Origin of the sequence: Streptomyces sp. HNM0645, from assembly GCF_030056615.1 — a bacterium.
Classification (GTDB): Bacteria; Actinomycetota; Actinomycetes; order Streptomycetales; family Streptomycetaceae; genus Streptomyces; species Streptomyces marianii.
In genome coordinates this window covers 115,356-133,837 of sequence record NZ_JASHLT010000043.1, presented here as the reverse complement: position 1 = coordinate 133,837, position 18,482 = coordinate 115,356, and the positions used below count along the sequence as shown (strand labels likewise).

Below are 18,482 nucleotides of genomic sequence, written 5' to 3'. Positions count from 1 at the left end.
AGAGACCTCGGTTTCGGCCGGAACGAACCCCTCCAGCGTCCCGGACCCGTAGCAACTCACGTCAGGGCAGACAGAAGCACCCCCGGCGCACGCCACGGGATTTACCACGCCCACGGCGCGCGCCGAAGGCGCGCTGCGCTGCTGACCTGCGCTTTTCCTTGCGCGGCAAAATTCTTCCGGCCAGGTGTGACGTTTTTCGGCTGGGCGACGCAGTACTGAGTGAGCCGACTGGTCATCGGCGATGCCTGAGCCGGGGTTCCCCCCGTACCCACGGCTCAGTGCACACAGGCGCGGGCGGGACACGTTCCCCCGGTCCCGCCCGCGCCTCCTCTCTTCTTCCACCCGGTCCGCACCGCGCCCACGGCGCAGCCCGTCCGTGCTCGGTCCGCGCCGCCTCACCAGTGGACGACGACCTTGTCGCCGACCTTCACCTGGCCGAAGACCGACGCGATCTTCTTCTTGTCGCGGACGTTGACACAGCCGTGCGAGGCCCCGTTGTAGCCGCGGGCGGCGAAGTCCGACGAGTAGTGCACCGCCTGGCCGCCGCTGAAGAACATCGCGTACGGCATGGGGGTGTGGTAGAGCGTCGACTCCCACTCCTCGGCCTTCCAGCCCACGCTGAACGTTCCTTCACGGGTGGGCGTGTTCTCCGAGCCGAAGCGCACGTCCATCGCCGCGACGACCGTGCCGTCGATCATCCAGGCGAGCGTCCTGCTCTCCTTGCTGATGCAGAGCACGCGTCCCGTCAGGCACCGGGGGTCGGGCTCGTCGAGCGCGTTGGTCGTCGCGGGCCGCAGTTCGTCGGCGGTGGGCGTGCGGGTCGTGCCGAGCAGTCGCCGCCAGGTGGTCTCGTCGACCGAACCGGTCGCGGCGAGCCCCTGCTTCCGCTGGAAGCCGCTGACGGCCTTCGCCGTCATCGAGCCGTAGAACGCGGTGGGGCTCCGGTGGAAGTGGCCGATCTGGCGCAGTCGCGCCTGCAGTTCGCGGACCTGCTCGGTCTCGGTGCCCTCCGTCATCAGGACCCTCGGCTCCGCCGTCCGGGCGTCCGGCGTCGACGGGGACGGGGACGGGGCGGGGGGCTTGGCGTCGTCGGCCGCAGGAACGGCGGTGGCGGTGGTGGCCGGGGCCTTCGACAGGCCGGCCGGTCCGGCCGGGGCGGCCGGCAGGCCGGCGCTGCCCCCGCCCGCCCCCTGGCTCGTGCACCCGGCGGCCAGGGCCACGGCCGCGAGGGACATGAGCGATCTCTGTAGAACGGACGTACGGTGCATAGGTGCCCCCCTGAGGTTGTGTGAGTAGGGATGCTTCGCGGCCCTGCTTGGTTGCGGCCGAAGGAGCATGCTGTGAGCAAGGTCCCAGCAGGGGACGAGTCGTTGCCCGCAGACCCGCCGGTACGGTCCGTCGCGAGAGTTGCGTACCGGCGAGTAGCACTACCGGGAGGCACACCACATGGCGCGTGAGTCCGAGTCGGGTCTGCCCATCGAGCCGGTCTACGGACCGGACGACCTCGAAGGGTGGGATCCCGGCGAGAAGCTGGGCGAGCCGGGCTCGTACCCCTTCACACGCGGCGTCCACCCGTCCATGTACACGGGCCGCCCGTGGACCATGCGCCAGTACGCGGGTTTCGGCACGGCCGCCGAGTCCAACGCCCGGTACAAGCAGCTCATCGCCAACGGCACGACCGGTCTGTCCGTGGCCTTCGACCTGCCGACGCAGATGGGGCACGACTCCGACGCGCCGATCGCGCACGGCGAGGTCGGCAAGGTGGGCGTGGCCGTCGACTCGATCGACGACATGCGGATGCTGCTGGACGGCATCCCGCTGGACCGGGTCTCCACGTCGATGACGATCAACGCGCCCGCCGCGCTGCTGCTCCTCCTCTACCAGCTGGTCGGCGAGGAGCAGGGCGTGCCCGCGGACAGGCTGACCGGCACCGTCCAGAACGACGTGCTGAAGGAGTACATCGCCCGGGGCACCTACATCTTCCCGCCCAAGCCGTCGCTGCGGCTGATCGCCGACATCTTCAAGTACTGCAGGGCCGAGATCCCGAAGTGGAACACGATCTCGATCTCCGGCTACCACATGGCCGAGGCCGGCGCTTCCCCCGCGCAGGAGATCGCCTTCACCCTCGCGGACGGCATCGAGTACGTCCGGACGGCCGTCGAGGCGGGGATGGACGTGGACGACTTCGCGCCCCGGCTGTCGTTCTTCTTCGTGGCACGGACGACGATCCTGGAGGAGGTCGCGAAGTTCCGCGCCGCGCGCCGTATCTGGGCCCGGGTGATGCGCGACGAGTTCGGCGCGAGGAACCCGAGGTCGCTGATGCTGCGCTTCCACACCCAGACCGCCGGGGTGCAGCTCACCGCACAGCAGCCCGAGGTGAACCTGGTGCGCGTAGCCGTCCAGGGGCTCGCGGCCGTCCTCGGCGGCACGCAGTCGCTGCACACCAACTCCTTCGACGAGGCGATCGCGCTGCCGACCGACAAGTCGGCCCGGCTCGCGCTGCGCACCCAGCAGGTCCTCGCGTACGAGACCGACGTCACCGCCACCGTCGACCCGTTCGCCGGGTCGTACGTGGTGGAGAGCATGACGGACGACGTGGAGGCCGCGGCGCTGGAACTGATGCGGAAGGTGGAGGAGCTCGGCGGCGCGGTGAGCGCCATCGAACGCGGCTTCCAGAAGGGCGAGATCGAGCGAAACGCCTACCGCATCGCGCGGGAGACGGACACCGGCGAACGCGTCGTCGTCGGCGTCAACCGCTTCACCCTCGACGAGGAGGAGCCCTACGAGCCGCTGCGCGTCGACCCCGCGATCGAGGTCCGGCAGGCCGAGCGGCTGGCGGGACTGCGGGCCGGGCGTGACCGGGCCGCCGTGGACGCGGCCCTCGGAGAGCTGCGGGAGGCCGCCTCCGGCAGTGACAACGTCCTGTACCCGATGAAGGAGGCGCTGCGGGCCCGGGCGACGGTCGGCGAGGTGTGCGACACCCTCCGCGAGGTGTGGGGCACGTACGTCCCGAGTGACGTGTTCTGATCGACTTTCCGCCATCCGGATCGCAGACCCCGTGTCCGGCCCGCCTCCGCCCTGCGCACCGCCTAGGTTCGCGCTCGTCGGCGTCTCCGGGCGGCCGACGGGCACGGCGGAGGGACTCGTCCGCCCGAGATGGTCCGCCGCCGTGGAGTGACAGCCGCCCCCACCCGCAAGGGGGTGGGGAGCCGGCGGCGATCCATGGGCGCGCCGGCGGCACGGCAGGGGAGGGAGGGGCGGCTCAGCGGACGGCAGGGCCCCCGACGTACCCGCCGTCCCGGTCGTACGGCCAGGCGTTGGCGACGCAGCCCTGAAGTCCCTTGATCTGCTGCATCATCGCGGGGGCAGGCTCACCCGGCCCGGGGCAGCCCTCGTGGCCGCGGCCGAGGCGATGGCCGACCTCGTGATTGACGATCAGCGCCCGGTAGTCGCCGATCGGCCCGTCGAACTCGGGGGACCCCAGCATCCACCGCTTGAGGTTCACCACCACGTCCTCCCCGACCCGGCAGTTCACCTCCCCTCTCGTCAGCAGTCCCGCGGCGCCGCAGACGCGGTCGACGGTGCCCGGGGCGGCGATCTTCACGACGAAGTCGTACGGCCCCGAGCTCACCAGCCGGAAGGAGTGGCTGCCACCCCGGGTCCACCCCCTGTCGTCGGCGAGTATCGCCGCGACCTCGGCCGCGGCCTGGTTCGCCCCGATGTCGATGCCGTCCTCGACGAGCACCTTGTAGCGCCACAACCGGCTGCCCCGTCCGGCGGCCGGGACGTCGGCCGACGCCGTCCTGAAGGTCCCCGGGCCGGTGGCGGGGATGGCGACGTCCCCGCTCGCGGACGGCCGGGGAGCCGAGGAGGACGGGCGGGGCGACGCGGAGGCGCCGGCGCCGGGGGTGCCGCTCGGTGACGCGTCGAGAGGGCTCCGTGCCGGGGCTACCGACGGATCAGCGGCGGGCAGGGCCCGGTCGGCCACCGCCCCGTCCCGGGTCTCCTGCCAGTAGGCGAACGCGGCACCTCCACCGAACGACGCGCAGACCAGTATCACGACCGCGATCGCCCACGTCCCCGCGCTGTTGCGCCGGACGTGTCCGCGGCCGTGGTCGCGACGTCCGCGCGCCCGCCCGCCGGAAGCCGACCGGTGCCGGCGGCCCATGTGCCGACCCACGGCAGACCTCCTTCTCGTGTTCCGCGCCCGTGCGGGGGCGCGCCGCCGTTACGTCACGGCGAGATTCACTGCGCAGCCGTCATGTCGAGAGCGGAATCAGCACGACACCGTCCTGCCGGTCCGGCAGGCACCACCGGCACGGCCGGCGGACCTGCCGTGCAACTGCAGATAGAGCCGTTGCGCGGACTCCTCCGGGCCGCCCGCCTCGAAGCGGTTGACCACCTTGCCCAGCGGATTCCAGGCCCGGCCGTCGGGCATCCGGACACCGACCGGCTGGTCGAAGAACTCCCGCTGCCCGGCATCGAAGTCGACCCACCGGCCACCGGCCCGGCGCACCATGACCTCCCCGACGTACCCGCCGAGACCCCGCAGGACCCCCTCGACCTGCGTCCGCTCGGGATCACCCCGGCGGAGACCGTCGACGAGGAAGTCGACGATCCGCAGGCTGGAGACAGAGTAGTCGAGCGGCAGCCGGTTCCGTTCGGTCAACTGTGCGACAAAATGGGTGACATAGGCGCGCATGTCCTGCGCGCCGGGAACTGTGCCGAAGTCGCTGTCCATGTCTGATCAAGCGTCAGTGATGTCACGACCATCACGGGAAAGGGAAGTGTCGGTTCTCACAGAGACGCCGACATCGCCCGTACAACCTTCACCGGTGCTCGGGTGGCCGTCAGCCGTCAGCCGTCAGCCGTCAGCCGATCGCGATACGCGGATGCGCCGACGGCTTGATCCAGCCCATGATCCGGTCCATCGTCGCCCGCGGCACGGAGACGCATCCCGCAGTGGCGCCGCTGCCGTTGACGTGCAGGAAGATCCCCGCTCCCCGGCCCGGGACGGCGGGCCGGCGGTTGAAGTCGATGACGAGGGCCTTGGCGTACTGGGTGGGGTAGTTGACCAGGTGCTCGCTGCCGCGCTCGCCGGACTCGGTGAGCGGGAAGTCCGCGCCCTCCTCGGTGTGCATCGAGTTGTAGAACCTCGACTCCGGGTCCTGGACCCACCAGTGGCTGGAGTCGACCTTCGTGTACGGCATGGCGGTGCCGCCGGCTTCGACGCCGAAGCCCTCGGTGATCGTGTACGTGCCGGAGGGCGTGGTGTACGTGCTCTGCTTGCGCGTGGCCCCGTCGACGACCCCGTTCGAGCCGACGCGGCCGCTGTCGGAGACGACGGCCTTCCAGCCGGACGCCTCCTTGGACCAGGCCGTGACCGTGGCGTACGAGCCGCTCGCCTTCACCGTGATCACCTGGGTGGCGTCGCCGACGCTCACCGGCACGGGGAAGTCCGGCTCGGCGGGTGCGGCGGCCAGCTGGTCGTTCTGCGTGCCGCCCTCCTGGGTGCGCGAAGTGCCGGTCGCCGAGGCGCTGCCGGGCGCCTTGGCTGACGCGGAGGCTGACGCACTGGCCGAGGCCGAGATCGAGGCCGACGCAGAGGCGGAGGCCGACGGGGGCGGGCTCACCGACGCGGACGCGTCGGTCCCGTCCTGCGTCACGACGGGCGCGGCCGACACGGCGGACCCCGCGGAGTCGGCGTCCCAGGACCCCTGACCCCCGCAGGCCGACATCAGCACCATGGCTCCGGCCATGGCAACAACAGTGGAAACGGGACGGGATGAGGGCAGCACGAAGTCGTCCTTGGTTCGTCGGAAGAGCGCGGCGGGCACGGCCGCGCGACAAGGTTGGCCGGTTATACACGGCCGCCCTGACCGAGAACCAGGCGACGCACATTCATCGGATAAAGGATGAACCGGTCCGACTACGGGCAGTGCTGCGGACGCCGGGCGCTGACATGAGCCCGCGCGGGTGCGTACTCGGAGTGCGCACTCCGTTCCCGCCCCCGGCAAGGACCGCCTCGCCGCACCTGCCGACATGGGACCTCCTCTGGACTGCCGGAGTGCTGCAAGCTGTCCGCACTGGACAGAGGCTCACGAGAGGGAGTCGCCATGCCGGAGCTGCGGGGCGGTTGCAGGGTGCACTTCGTTCTGGCACTGAGCCTCTGCGGGATCGCGTTGCTGGCGATGGCCTCGACCTGGCTGCCCGGCGGGTACATCGTGCCGACGAGCGTCGTGATCGGCTTGTTCGCCCTGGTCTTCCCGGTCTTCGGCGCTGCTTTCGTCCGCAGCCTCGCCTCCGGCGCCGCGGGCACCCTGTTCGGGCCGGCGAACGCGGGGCGGTTGGCCAGGTACGTGTGGCTCCTGCCGCTGTCCCTGAAGCTCACCTACGGGATCGTCATCTGCCTGGCACTCGCGGGTGGTGCGACCGGCGGCGGAAGGGACGCGAAGGAGGACGCGTCGGGCTACTACTACACGTACTGGAACAACACGACGTTGCGGAGTGAGCGGGTGTCGCTCACGGAGCCCGAGTACCACGAGGCGCTGAAGGCCCATCTGCGCGTCTTCAGTGCAGGACCGGCCCTGTTCTACGCGGCGAGCAGCTTCCTCGTCCTCGCCTCCGCGTCGGCTTCCTCCCCTCGACCGCCCGTCAAGCCCGGGTGAACCGAACCGGGTGGTCGTGGGCCACGCCGTCCCCGACGTCGGGGGTGGTGGTCGGGCAGAACGTGGCGCACGGTCCGCCCGCTCAGCGGAGCTCGTAGCCCTACGCCGGCACGGGCCGCGAGGGTTACGCCTCGGACCCGCCCGTGCCCAGGCCCTGTGTGCCCATGTCGCCGCGTCCGGCCGAGACGCCCGGTGCGGTCGGCCGTCCCTGCTCCCCCGGCTCGTCGGCAGGCATGCCGCCCGGCGCCGTCGACGGCTGCCCCGCTCCTGGATCGCCCTTCGGGCCACCGCCCTGGCCCGTGCCGTTGCCCGGCGGCCGGTCCTCGACTGCCAGCAGCCCCTCGCACCAGGCCCGTACGGCCTCCGGACCGCCCGCGCGCGCTTCCAGCCGTGCCATCGCCTCGCCCCGGGGCGGCACACCCTTCCGCTCCAGCGCGGCCAGATAGGCGCGGCAGTGCGCGACGTCGCCGGCGGACACCGCGCCCGGCGTCTGCCCGGGTTCGGTCGCGCCCTCCGGCGTACGGGGCGGGACGACCGGTGCCTCCGGTGTCCGTTCCGTCTGCCGGGTCCGCGTCGGCTCCGGGCTGCGGCCCGGAGCGGGCTCCTCGCCACCGCCGAACGGCGAAGGGATCGCGCCGGTCCCCGCCGCGACGGCCATACCGCCCAGCGACGCCGCGACGAGCGCCGCGATCAGCCCCCTGACGAGCAGTCGGCCACGGCGCCGCTCGGCGGTGGACCGCCAGTCGTCCCGGCCGCGCCTGCGCCACCACGGCGACGGCGCTGCGTGCAGCCCCGCGTCCCGCGCCGTACGGAACGCCGCGAGCGCGCGTTCGAGGGCGGCCGGATCGGGTGCACCGGGGCGGCGCGCCGCGGCGAGCAGCGCTTCGAGCTCTGGGGTTCGGGGCTCTTCCCGTTCCGGTGTCATGTGGTTTCGTCCTTCAGGGAACGTGGTCGCGTGTGGGCCAGTCGTTCGGCCAGTCTCCTCAGCCCCCGGTGCGCGGCGGAGCGTACCGCTCCGGGCCGCTTGCCCAGCACCCGCGCCGCCGCGGGCCCGTCAAGGCCGACGACGACCCGCAGCAGTACGGCCTCGGCCTGGTCGCGCGGCAGACTCCCGATCAGCGCCAGTGCCTGCTCGGTGGAGACGGTCTCCAGGGCCGCGTCGGCCGTGTCCCGCCCGTCCGGAAGTTCCAGCACGTCATGCTCCAGGAGCGACGTCTGCGGACGCCGTTTCTGCCTGCGCAGATGGTCCAGGGCCCGATGCCTCGCGATCGTCGCGCTCCACCCCCGGAAGCCCGCCCCGTCCCCGCGGAAACGCCCCAGATCGCGGGCTATCTCCAGCCAGGCGTCGGAAGCCACGTCCTCGGCGTCCTCACCCACGAGCCCCCGGAGGTACCCGAGCAGCCCGGGCTGCACCAACTGGTACACCCGTGCGAAAGCGTCCTCGTCCCCTTGCTGGGCACGCGCGACGGCGACGCCGAGCTCCCCCTCGTACGCCTCCACACATCCCTCTTCGTCGGTGGCCCGGCACAGCCGAGCCGCAGAAAGGCGCCGCGGAACCTGTCGGTACGACACCCCTGCCCGGCCTGCCGCCCAGCAGCGGACACAGCTGCTGAACGGGCCCTTCCGCTTATGCCTCGAACAGACCACCCACCTTACCCAGTGGAACTGACACCCTGTCGTCGGGCGTCCGAACACCGGTCGGCCGAGAGTCGAGATCGCGCCGACGTGATCAAGGTGTCCTCCGTCGCCGCCGTAGCCGCCTTACGAGCACACCGCTGGACACCAGGCCTGTCTGAAGTCAGGCGTCGAGCAGTCCGCCGGGGCCCGTCTCGATCTCAAGAACCTTGTCCTCCGGAGGCGCCGCCGCGCGCACCGGGTCGCCGTACTGGGAAAACTCGACCTTCATCTCGGCGCCCCGGGATGTGCCTTCCATGTAGCGGATGTACGGCTCGCCCTCGGCGGCCACGTACATGGTCAGGCCCTCGTCCCCCTCTGGGCCGCGCAGCGGTATGACCCGCTCGCCGTCACGCTCGACAACGGGCTGCTGCTGGGCGCCGACACCGTTCCGGGGTGCCTTCGACAAGGCCTTGTCAAGGTCGCACTGGTCCTTCACGGCGGGGTTGATGGACGGAACCTTGAGGTATTTGCCCCGGACCTGCGCCGTGCGCTCCTCGGCCCGCGCCACGGCTTCGGGCCCGCGTCGGGCGGCCTCCGCGCGTATCTCCGCGAGTGCGGCGTCGGTGTAGCGGACGTAGGACACGCCTTCACCGGCGACTCTGATGATGTCCCCGCGCTGTGTGCGCCCCATGTCGAAAGTGCCCGTGCAGTTGCCGTCCCGGTCGGCGTGCACCGAGATCACGGCACCGCCCTGGGGCGCCCGGATCATGAGCGACAGCCGCATCGAGTCTGTGTCCCTCAACAGGTCGAACGCCTTCTCCGCCGTCCGTTCCCCGGACTGTCGTTTCCCGGCCGGCCGCTCGTCCGTGCTCGTGCTGCTCTGCGGGGACGCGTCCGTGTGCGACGTTTCTCCAGCGCACCCTGTCAGCAGGGCCAGCGTCAGGCAGAGTCCTGCCGTCCGGCCCCGGCCTCCGGGGGGTTTCCTCTTCATACTCCGTTCCCTTCTCCCGTGGGAGTCACTCGGCTGCCAGATCAAAGTCACACGCAGGCCCAGGGGCCCGTCAGCCTGCAGGCTGCGCTGCCGGCCATCAGCCGGGAACGCCGACCGGCCCTGAGGATGCCCCGGTGGCGCCCGCCACCGAATGACAGACCACCATCGCGGTCCAGAGTGGGGCCTCCACAAGGGCTGCCGTTCCGAGTACGGGTACCGCAGGCCGACGTCCTTCCGTCCTGCGCAGGAGTGCTGACCATGTCACGGCTCACGCCGCTCCCACGACTGCCGAGCTGATCAGGGCATGGACAAGGCGAACCCCGCCTTGTCCGCGTCGCCGAGTTCGGATCGAGCATGGGAATCGCTAGTGCCGCGTCAGGCAAGGTTTGCCCGACGGGGCGAACGTTGCCTGATGCGGCACTAGGTATGGTGCCCCGGCGCTCCGCGCGCGTGCCCGGGCTCACCGGGGCACGGGGTCGCACCGCGGGCGCGCATGGCCTGCGTGGTCACGGCTGGGACCGGATCACCGCGACGCAGCACAGCGCCGCGAGGGCCACAGTCGCCGCCGCCGGCCCCGCGAGGGCCTCGGCGGCGGTGGCAGGAAGGATACGGTCGGTCGGCGGGACGGCGTCCTCCGGGTCGAAGACCATCGTGAGGTGCTGGCCCGGACGCGCGGTGGCGCCACAGGTGCGCCAGGCCTCGGTCGGGACGGGGGTGCCGTCAAGAAGGCGCACCGAGCAGGAGTTCTTGACGTAGTTCCGTCCCTCGTAGCGGTGGACGTGGACCTCGGCCACCACCACCGTACGGCTCTCGCCGCGCGCAGCGAGGACGGCCTGCGCGGTCTGGCCCGGTATCCACCAGGCGAGGGCCCCGCCGAAGAGGGCGACCGCACCGACCAGTGCGCGTCCCGCATTCGTCGAGAACAGATACCCGGCGGCAGCCAGGCCCACGAGGACACCGACCACCGAGCCCACCGTGTCGAAACCGGTCAGGACACCCGTGACGGCGGCACCCGCGACCAGGCCGGCGGTCAAGAGGCCCACGACGACGCCCTCCCCCACCAGCCGGGCAGGCGGCCGTGCGGAGAAATTGGCCGGGCCCCACAGGAACGCCCTGTCGTAGGACATTCTGCTCCTTTCATCGTTCGGAACGTTGCGGAAGGGAGCCGCCCGGGGTGCGAGTGCCAGGAACGCGCACCCGCACCCCGGGCGGCTGGAATCATGTCACCATCCGCTCTCCCCGTAGACCGTCGTGAAGCTGGTTCCTCCGCCCACGTCGACGCCGGTCACCAAGGTGACGCCGACGCCGACGGTATACACGGGATCACCGTCGCTGTTGACCACCCACGGATTGCTCCAGTCCGTCGGGAAGGACCATTCGTCCTCGGAGTTCACGGCCATACCACCCAGGACGTGGACACCCAGCAGCGGACCGGCCGCCGCATCGGCGCCGACGCCGGTACCCGCGATCTGGTTGAAGCTGTCCGCATTGCTCCAGACGATGTCGAGGCCGGCGGAGGCTCCGCTGCCGACCGACGGGCCATGGCTTTCCGTGAAACCGATGTCGTAGTCGCCGTTGCTGGTCTGGACGACCATGAAGCAGCCCTGCTCCGCGTAGCCCGTGAACATCGCTCCACCGATTCCCGCGCAGATGCCGGTGCTGCCGCCGTCGCCGTCAGTCTGGGTGAATCCGGTCAGCAGCGTGTGGGTCACACCGCCGACGAAGTTCTCCCACACCGGGATGGGCTCCGGCCGCGGCGCCGGGGCCGCAGCCGCCTCGTCCGTGTCCGTGTCCGTGGACGGTGTGTCGTCGGTGCCCAGCTGCCAGGAGTTACCCCATTCACCCGGACCGGACGGCGTCTCGTCCGCCACGGAGGGCCCCCAGCCACACCCGCCGGAGTAGTCCCCGCCGGTGGCGCAGTCCATGTGGCCGTCGATCTCGATCCGGTTGACCGGGTTGCCGCCCGTGAAGGCGTACCGGTTGGCCGTCATCCAGTCGGCGGTGAGGCCCATGTCCTGCAGGGCGCCGTTGTACATGTCCCGGGTGGTGAAGCGGTTGAGCTCCGGGTTGTAGTCGCGGAAGCCCATGTCGTACGTGCCCGAGGAGACGTCCCAGCGCTTCGCGTTGAAGCGGTACGGGTTGTACGCGTCCTTGGCCGGGTCGTCCGGGTCGGGCTTGTCGATGCCGGTGAACTCGCCGGCCTCGTCCTTGCCGTAGGCGGTGTAGCCGTAGGTGGCGGTGGTGTCTCCGGCCTCCGCGGTCACGGACTCGACGTCACCACGGGTGTTGTAGCCGTACACGCCCAGTTCGTCGACGCCTCCCGAGACCTTGATCTGCGAGAGCCGCTGGCCCCACGGCGAGTACTGGTAGGACGCGGTGACCGAGCCGGCGACCTCTTCGCTCAGCACCTCGCCCGACAGGCCGAGGTAGTCGAACTCGGTGGTCTTCCCCGCCGCGGTCTTGCTCACCGTCCGGTCGAACGGGTCGAACGCGTACTGCGTCACCGACTGCCCGCCCTCGCCGGTCAGCCTGGAGGTCTCCACCACGTGGTCGAAGCCGTCGTAGGTGTTGCGCTCCACGACCTTGCCACCACCCGTGACCGTCTCGAGACGGCCGAAGGGGTCGTAGTTGTAGGCCGCCACCGCGCCGCTGACGGTGGCCGACAGCAGCCGGTTCCGGTCGTAGGCGAAGGTGGACGACACGCCCTTCACGGTCTGCGAGATGACGTTGGCGTTGTCGTCGTGGACATACGTCTCGGTCGCCGAGACCGTGCCCGTCTTGGTCACCTGCGAGACCCGGCTCACCGGGTCGTAGGTGTAGGAGGCGGTCACATCGATGTACGTCGACGTGGCGTCGGCGTTCATCTTCCTGCCGACGTCCTGCGCCTTGTTGCCGTTGGCGTCATAGGTCAGCGTGTGCTCCGAGACCAGCGTGCCGTTGGCCTTCTTCTCCTTCTGGGTCTTGACCGAACCGTCGAGGAAGTAGGTGAAGTCGACCGTGTTGCCGTTGGCCTTGGTCTCCTTCAGCTTCTGGCCGCGGTCCGTGTACGTGTACGACGTCACCTTCGGTGAGGCGTCCGTCGGCGTCTTGCCGACCGAGACCGTCTGCACCAGATCGCGCAGGTCGTAGGTGTACTCGGAGAACTGGTCGGGGTGTGTGACCGTCTCCGGCTGGCCATTGGCGTCGTACGAGTACGACGTGGCCTTCTGCTCCTGGCCGCCCGCCGACTCGGTGACCTTCTGGACCTGGTTGAGGCCGGTGTACGTGACCGCGTACGCGTCGACCGTCGCGCCCGAAGACGTGTCGTCGATCGACGTCAGGTTGCCGTTGACGTCGTACGCGTAGTCGAAGGTGTGCTTCTCGGCGTCCGTGTCACCGGAGTTGTCGCGCACCAGCTTCACACCGTCGGCCACGACCTTGCCCGCGCTGTTCTGGAACAGCTGGAGCTTGGCCGCGTTGCCCTGGGTGAAGGTGAACGAGCCGAGCGAGACCCATGTGCCTGCCCCGGTGGCCTGGCTGATGGTCTTGTCCGTCGTGCCGGTGGAGTGCGTGACCGTGTACTTGGCCGTCGTCGCGGCGCCCGTCACCTGCGGGTACTTCACGTACGCGGTGTACGTGCCGTCCTCGGGGATGTTGAGCGTCCACGTGAAGGCGTCGGTGCCGGTGCCCGCCGCGTGCGTCTGGTGGTCGTAGCCCTGCTGGCCGGCGATGTCTCCCTTCGTCCAGGTGCCGGTGGCGGAGGTGTGCTGGGTGTCGGAGTTGTCGGCCAGGACCACCGACTTGCCGACCGGCACGCCGTCGTCCGAGCGCGACTTGAGCTTGCCGTCCGGGTAGTACGACCACGTCATCGTGCGGTTCGAGGAACCACCGGCGGACGTGAGCGTACGGGCGGTCTGCTTGCCCAGCTCGTCGTAGTCGTACGTGGTGGCGATGTCCCACGGGTCCGTCGAGGACTTCACCCACCCGTTGTCGAAGTAGGAGTAGGTGGTGTCGTTGCGGACCGTCTGCCCCTCCGACGGCGGCATCGAGGTCTTCGAGACCCGGCCCACCGCGTCGTAGAACGTCTGGGTGTAGACGTTCGGGTCGTTGTAACGGGCGTCGGCCGGGTCGTACGGCTGGAACTGCTTCACCGGACGGTTCAGCGCGTCGAACTCGGTACGGGACGCGAAGTCCTCCGTGTTCACCGTTTCCACACCACGCGGGGTGATGACCCGCGTCGTGTTGCCGACCTGGTCGTACTCGTACTTCGTCGACCGGTACGTGATGGTCGTGGTGCCGTCGTGCGGAACCTTGACCTCGGTCTTCTTGCCGCGCTCGTCATAGGTGACGGTCGTGGTGTTGTTCTCCGCGTCCGTCGTCGAGACGACCAGCGAGTCCTTGTCGTAGGCCCGCTCGGTGGTCTTGCCCGCGGCGTCCGTGACCTGCGTGACCCGGTGGTTCAGGTCGTACGCGGTCTTGGTGGTGTAGTCGCTGGTGTCCGCGGTCGCGTTCTTCTTGGGGTCGATGACCGTGGTGACGTTGCCGACGTTGTCGTACTCGTAACTGACCTTGTCACCGCCCGCGTTGACGACCGAGGTGAGCTGGTAGATCGCGTCGTAGTGCTGGGTGGTGAGGTAGTCGTCCGGGTCCGACGAAGTCAGCGTGCCCTTGGGCTCGGTCGTCGTCGTCAGGTGACCCGTCTTGTCGTACGTGTAGGCCGTCCTGCGCTCTTCCGACGTGCCCGTGTCCTTCGGGGCGGTCGCCGAGGTGACCTGGTCCGCTGCGTCGTAGACCGCCGTGGATACGGCGCCGTTGGGCGCGGTCGACGTGGTGACGTTGTCGTTCGCGTCATAGACCGGAGCCGGGGTGGTGATGAGATCACCCGAGGCCTGGTCCTTCGGCACCGTCTTCACCAGCGGACGTCCGAACGTGTCGTACGTCTGCGTGGTCTTCTTGCCCAGCGCGTCGTTGACCTCGGTGACCCGGCCGCGCTCGTCGTAGACGAACGTGGTCGACTTGTTCAGCGCGTCCGTGATCGTCGCCGGGTAGCCGGTCGGACCGAAGTCGCTGTTCGTCGTCGGGTTCCCGTTCGGGTCGGTCGCCTTGGTCAGCTGGCCGTAGGAGTCGTAGTCGTACGACGTCGTGTAGTCACCCGCCGTCGCGGTGGCGACGCCCTTGGGGTCGGTGACCGTCTTCAGGTTGCCGAACGTGTCGTAGCCGAACTGCCAGGCGCGCCCCTCCGGAGAGGTCTTGCGCACCAGGTCGGCGGCGTAGCCGTCGGCCCGGGTCTGGTACTCGAACTGCTGCGCGCTGGCAGGGTAGGTGCCGGGCGCGCACTCCGACGGGGCCGGGACACCGGACTTGTTGTTCTCCGCGTCGCGCTGCCAGAGCGGATAGCCCGTCTTCTGGTCGTAGCAGTACGCGGTCTTGGCGCCGTTGGCTTCCTCCAGGTACGTGACGTTGTTGTCCGCGTCCCAGCTCATCTTCGTGGTCTGGGACTTGGCGTTGGTCGTCTGGACCGGGCGGAAGAAGTCGTCCGTCACGTAGTCCGTGGCGTTCGACTCGGCGTCCGTCACCTTGGTGTCGGTGAACTCGGAGTTCGTCGCGTTCGCCGCGTAGGTGAAGCCGGTGGCGCCGTTCAGCCGGTCGGTGATCGTCTTGGTCCACCAGTGGTACTTCGGGTCGTCACCGGCCTGCGGCGCGTAGTACGCCATCCGCGTCGCGTTGCCGCGCGGGTCGGTGGCCTTGACCAGCTTGACGTTCTTGTTCCCCTGCGTGGCGTCGTAGGTGAACGTGAAGTCCTTCGGCTGGCTGGAGCCCACACCGTCGGTGAACTGACCCAGCAGGCCCTTGTCGGTGTAGTAGAAGGAGATCTTGCGGCCCGAGATGTCCGTCATGGACTTCACGTGGTCGTAGATCTTGGAGTTGGTCAGGTTCGAGCCCGTGACCTTGGCGCCCGAGTCGTTGATGTACTCGTAGGACGCGTCACCCTTCTTGTAGTACTCGACCGTGAGTGACTGACGGCCGGCCGGGTCGGTGATGTACTTGAGGAACTTGGTCGGCTTGTTGTTGGACTTGCGCTCCTCGTACACGTACGTCTGCGTGTTGCCGTTCCTGTCGACGGCCGAGGTCATGTAGCCGTCGCAGCCGAACAGGAAGCGGGTGCCGTCCGGGCGCGTGAGCGTCCAGGCGTCGGGGACCGGGTCCTTGGTGGGGGTGCAGTCCAGGCCCGGCTTGGCCTCCAGCTTGTAGTGGACGCCGGCCGGTGCCTTCCACTCGTTGTCGGTGGCGTCCCAGCGGAAGACGTGTGTGGTGCCGTCGCCGTCGGGGAGGCGGACCTCGGTCGGGTTGGGGTTCGGGTGGAAGTCCAGCGGCGCGCCCAGGCGCGTCGGTCCGGACAGCTGGGCCGACCAGCCGTGGCCCATCACCGTGTCGCTGGTGTCCAGCGAGTTGTACGCGACGCGGGCGAAGGTGTTGAGCCCGCGGCCCGGGTTGTTGACGGCGTTGTACGACCAGACGCTGTTGCCGGCCGCCAGGTTGTTCATCACCGTGGAGCCGGCACCGGTGTTCTTGCCCGTGTACGAGTAGAACTTCTCCAGGCCCAGCGTGTTGGAGGTCGGGTCCTCGACCGCGACGTCCTGCTTGAGCGCGGGGATGCCGCCCGTACCGGCCGACAGCCAGGAGCCGTCCGAGATCCTGCGGACGTCCCAGCCCAGCACGTACTCGGTGCGCTTGTTGCCGGAGTCGGAGTTGATCGGGGTCTTGACCTGGGCCTGGATGGTGGCGGACTTGCCCGGCAGCAGCGCCGGGATCGCCGTGGCGAGCTGGTTGCCGCCGGTGGTGACGTCCGTGCCGTCGGGCAGCTTCCAGGTGTAGGAGAGCTCCCGCTCACCGGCCGCCCACGCCGAGGACGTGGTGTTGGTGACCGTGAAGTCCACGGTGTACGTGGAGTTCGGGGTCATCCGGGAGGGGGTCTGCGGCGCGTAGTAGGTGTCCTGGGTCGTGGAGTCGACGTAGATCACGCGCAGCAGCGGGCCGAGCTGGTAGTCGGCGGCCTCCGAGGACAGGAACAGGGTGCGTTCCTGCGGGCCGGTGGCCGACTCGTCCTTCAGCCTGACCATCGCGCCCTTGTTGCTGGAGGGGGTGTCGACCCAGCCCTGGGTGAGGGACGTGGCGTCCCACCAGTGGCGGCCGACGTCGTTGGTCCACTGCGGGGTGTAGTCGGACACGACGGAGCTGTGGTCGCCGCCGGGGGTGGTCCACGCGGTGGTGGAGGTGGCGTTGTTCCAGGTCGCCTGGGTCTCGTTGAAGTCCCCGGTCATGCCGTGGAGTTCGTAGACGGCGCCGTTGCTGCCGGTGGTGGTCTCCGCGCCCCACATGAAGAGCCGCGACTCCAGCACCGTGGCCGTGGCCGGGATGTCGCTCGTGGTGAACTTCATCGCCGCGCGCGTCTTGCCGTATGTGGCGGAGTTGTTGCCGACGCTCAGCCACTTCTGGCCCACTCCCCAGGACTGGATGGTGTCCTGGTTCGTGGTGGGCTGGGCCGAGGACAGGGTGGTGTCCGTGACTCCCGCGGTGCCCTGGACCAGCTTCATGGTGCGGCCGGCCTTCGGGATGCCCACCGCGCGGGTCGGCGAACCGAGAACCTGGCCGTCCTCGGTCCTGACCGCGATCTGGTAGTAGTACGACTTCCCGATCTCGTTCGGTGAGGAGTCCGGGGTCGGGACCGCGGTGGTGTCCGTGTACGTGGTCGCGGTCTTGGCGATCGGCGCGATCAGCGTGGCCGCGGACGGGGTGAACGCCTGCTGCGTGGAGCGGTGCAGCTGGTACTCGACGATGTCCAGGCCGCTGTCGCCGGTGGTGTTCGCGTACGCCTTCCACGACAGCTCGGGGCCGGTGCCGTGCACGACGGTCGGCGAGTCCAGCGCGGTGCCGACCGTGCCGTAGGTGACGGTCAGCCGCGGAACGGTCGCGGTCTCGCCGCCGTAGTAGCCGTCACCGGCCTCGTAGCGCGGGCCGCCGGTCGGGGCGGTGCCCGACTCGTCGGTGGCCTTCAGCACGAAGCCGTGGTTCGCGGTGCCGTCGAGCCACTTCTGGACCGTGTCGGTGACCGGGAACTTGTGCCACTGGTTGTACTCGCCGGTGTTCTTCACGATCGAGGCGGGGTTCACCCAGCGCACCGCGTCGGCGATGACGGCGGTCGTGGACGAGGCCGGACCGTCGCCGAGGACGACCTTGCCGGCGGTGCCCTTGTCGAAGTCGATCTGCGAACCGCCGTTGAGCGAGGCCCACACGCCGTTCGTGCCGGACTGCTGGTTGACCGTGTAGGTGGCGGTACCGTCCTGGCCGGTCACCGTGTACGGGGCGTTGGTGGCCCGGTCGGCCGCCGCGACGTAGTGCACGTCGACCCGGTAGGAGGCCGTCTCCGGCAGCTTCGGCTGCCAGGTGTAGGCGTCCCCGGCCACCGAGTCCTTGTTGTAGCGGTAGTCCTGGCCGATCGCGTACTGGGTGAGCGAGGAGCCGGAGGCCGGCCAGGTGCCGACCGCGGCCGTCGTGCCCGCGTCACCGTCATCGACCTGCACGCTGGTGCCCGAGAGCTCGCCCACCAGCGAACTGGTGTTGGACCAGTTCGCCGTCGACTCGTCCCAGGCGCCGGTCGCCCGGTAGGCGCCGATCGCGACGTCGTTGCCGTTGGTGGTGTGCGCCTGGTCGAAGTACATCTCCAGCCGCGCCGAGTCGATCTTCGTGCCGGCGGGGACCTCGTTCAGCGGAAACTTGATCAGCGAGCGGGAGGTGCCCGTGTCCGTCTTGCCCGCCGACAGCTTCCAGGTGGTGTCGAAGTTCACCGACGGCTGGTCGGAGAGCACCATCGTGTCCTGCGACTGCGAAGGAGTCGGCGCGATGGTGATCGTCGGATCGATCACCACCGGGTACTGACGCTCCTTCGCCGCCAGCCACCCCGCGTCCGGGGTGACCGTCAGCTTCCAGGACTTCCCGTCGCGTGTGAGCTTCTGGGTGACCTTGGTGCTGTACGTCTTGCCGTGGACGGACGCGTCCGCCTTCTTGGCATCCGTCATGTACGGCGCGGGGATCACCAGCGCGGGCGTGTTCGGCAACTCGCCGTAGAAGGCGACCGAACCGTCCTTGCGCGCCTTGGGCGTCAGCCCCTCGGCATCCAGCGTGAACGTGAACGACACCGGCCCGTCAGGGCGTTCGGCCAGGACGAT

General features: G+C 69.7%; 12 protein-coding genes. 3 read left to right on the top strand and 9 right to left on the bottom strand.

Features of this window, described 5'->3' with window-relative positions; genetic code table 11:
* Positions 1–395: 395 nt before the first annotated feature.
* Positions 396–1,235: a L,D-transpeptidase family protein gene (locus QMZ92_RS26555; RefSeq protein WP_502962142.1), complete on the bottom strand. Its 840-nt coding sequence runs from the start codon at positions 1,233–1,235 to the stop codon at positions 396–398.
* A 211-nt stretch (positions 1,236–1,446) separates the two neighbouring features.
* Between QMZ92_RS26555 and QMZ92_RS26550 the strand changes: the two genes are divergently transcribed.
* Entirely contained in the window at positions 1,447–3,027 is a 1,581-nt protein-coding gene (locus tag QMZ92_RS26550) for an acyl-CoA mutase large subunit family protein (RefSeq protein ID WP_283300019.1), read from the top strand.
* A 235-nt stretch (positions 3,028–3,262) separates the two neighbouring features.
* Here QMZ92_RS26550 and QMZ92_RS26545 read toward each other — a convergent pair whose 3' ends face one another.
* The 3 genes from QMZ92_RS26545 to QMZ92_RS26535 all read right to left on the bottom strand — a co-directional run bounded on the left by QMZ92_RS26545 (position 3,263) and on the right by QMZ92_RS26535 (position 5,411).
* Entirely contained in the window at positions 3,263–4,180 is a 918-nt protein-coding gene (locus tag QMZ92_RS26545; RefSeq protein ID WP_283300018.1) for a DUF3152 domain-containing protein, read from the bottom strand.
* Positions 4,181–4,276: 96 nt separating this feature from the next.
* On the bottom strand, positions 4,277–4,741 hold the full coding sequence (locus tag QMZ92_RS26540; protein ID WP_283300017.1) for a hypothetical protein: 465 nt from the start codon (positions 4,739–4,741) through the stop codon (positions 4,277–4,279).
* Between the two features lie 130 nt (positions 4,742–4,871).
* Positions 4,872–5,411, bottom strand: coding sequence for a L,D-transpeptidase family protein (locus tag QMZ92_RS26535; RefSeq protein WP_283300016.1), 540 nt, complete (start codon positions 5,409–5,411; stop codon positions 4,872–4,874).
* On the opposite strand from QMZ92_RS26535, the gene QMZ92_RS26530 reads away from it, so the two are divergent.
* Both QMZ92_RS26530 and QMZ92_RS26525 read left to right on the top strand, forming a co-directional pair.
* Complete coding sequence (locus QMZ92_RS26530) at positions 5,380–5,721, top strand: hypothetical protein (RefSeq protein ID WP_283300015.1); 342 nt, start codon at positions 5,380–5,382, stop codon at positions 5,719–5,721. The genes QMZ92_RS26535 and QMZ92_RS26530 overlap by 32 nt on opposite strands.
* Positions 5,722–6,116: 395 nt before the next feature.
* Positions 6,117–6,668, top strand: a complete 552-nt coding sequence (locus tag QMZ92_RS26525) for a hypothetical protein (protein WP_283300014.1) — start codon at positions 6,117–6,119, stop codon at positions 6,666–6,668.
* A gap of 124 nt (positions 6,669–6,792) precedes the next feature.
* Here QMZ92_RS26525 and QMZ92_RS26520 read toward each other — a convergent pair whose 3' ends face one another.
* The 5 genes from QMZ92_RS26520 to QMZ92_RS26500 form a co-directional block, all read right to left on the bottom strand.
* Positions 6,793–7,593: a hypothetical protein gene (locus QMZ92_RS26520; protein WP_283300013.1), complete on the bottom strand. Its 801-nt coding sequence runs from the start codon at positions 7,591–7,593 to the stop codon at positions 6,793–6,795.
* Complete coding sequence (locus QMZ92_RS26515; protein WP_283300012.1) at positions 7,590–8,168, bottom strand: RNA polymerase sigma factor; 579 nt, start codon at positions 8,166–8,168, stop codon at positions 7,590–7,592. Before QMZ92_RS26515 ends, QMZ92_RS26520 begins: the two co-directional genes overlap by 4 nt.
* 298 nt (positions 8,169–8,466) lie before the next feature.
* Positions 8,467–9,087 (bottom strand): hypothetical protein, encoded by a 621-nt coding sequence (locus tag QMZ92_RS26510; RefSeq protein WP_283300011.1) that lies wholly within the window; start codon positions 9,085–9,087, stop codon positions 8,467–8,469.
* A 695-nt stretch (positions 9,088–9,782) separates the two neighbouring features.
* Positions 9,783–10,403, bottom strand: a complete 621-nt coding sequence (locus QMZ92_RS26505) for a hypothetical protein (protein ID WP_283300010.1) — start codon at positions 10,401–10,403, stop codon at positions 9,783–9,785.
* Positions 10,404–10,499: 96 nt separating this feature from the next.
* Positions 10,500–18,125 carry a golvesin C-terminal-like domain-containing protein gene (locus QMZ92_RS26500; protein WP_349307768.1) on the bottom strand — a complete coding sequence of 2,542 codons (7,626 nt, stop codon included), beginning with the start codon at positions 18,123–18,125 and terminating at the stop codon, positions 10,500–10,502.
* Positions 18,126–18,482: the final 357 nt, after the last annotated feature.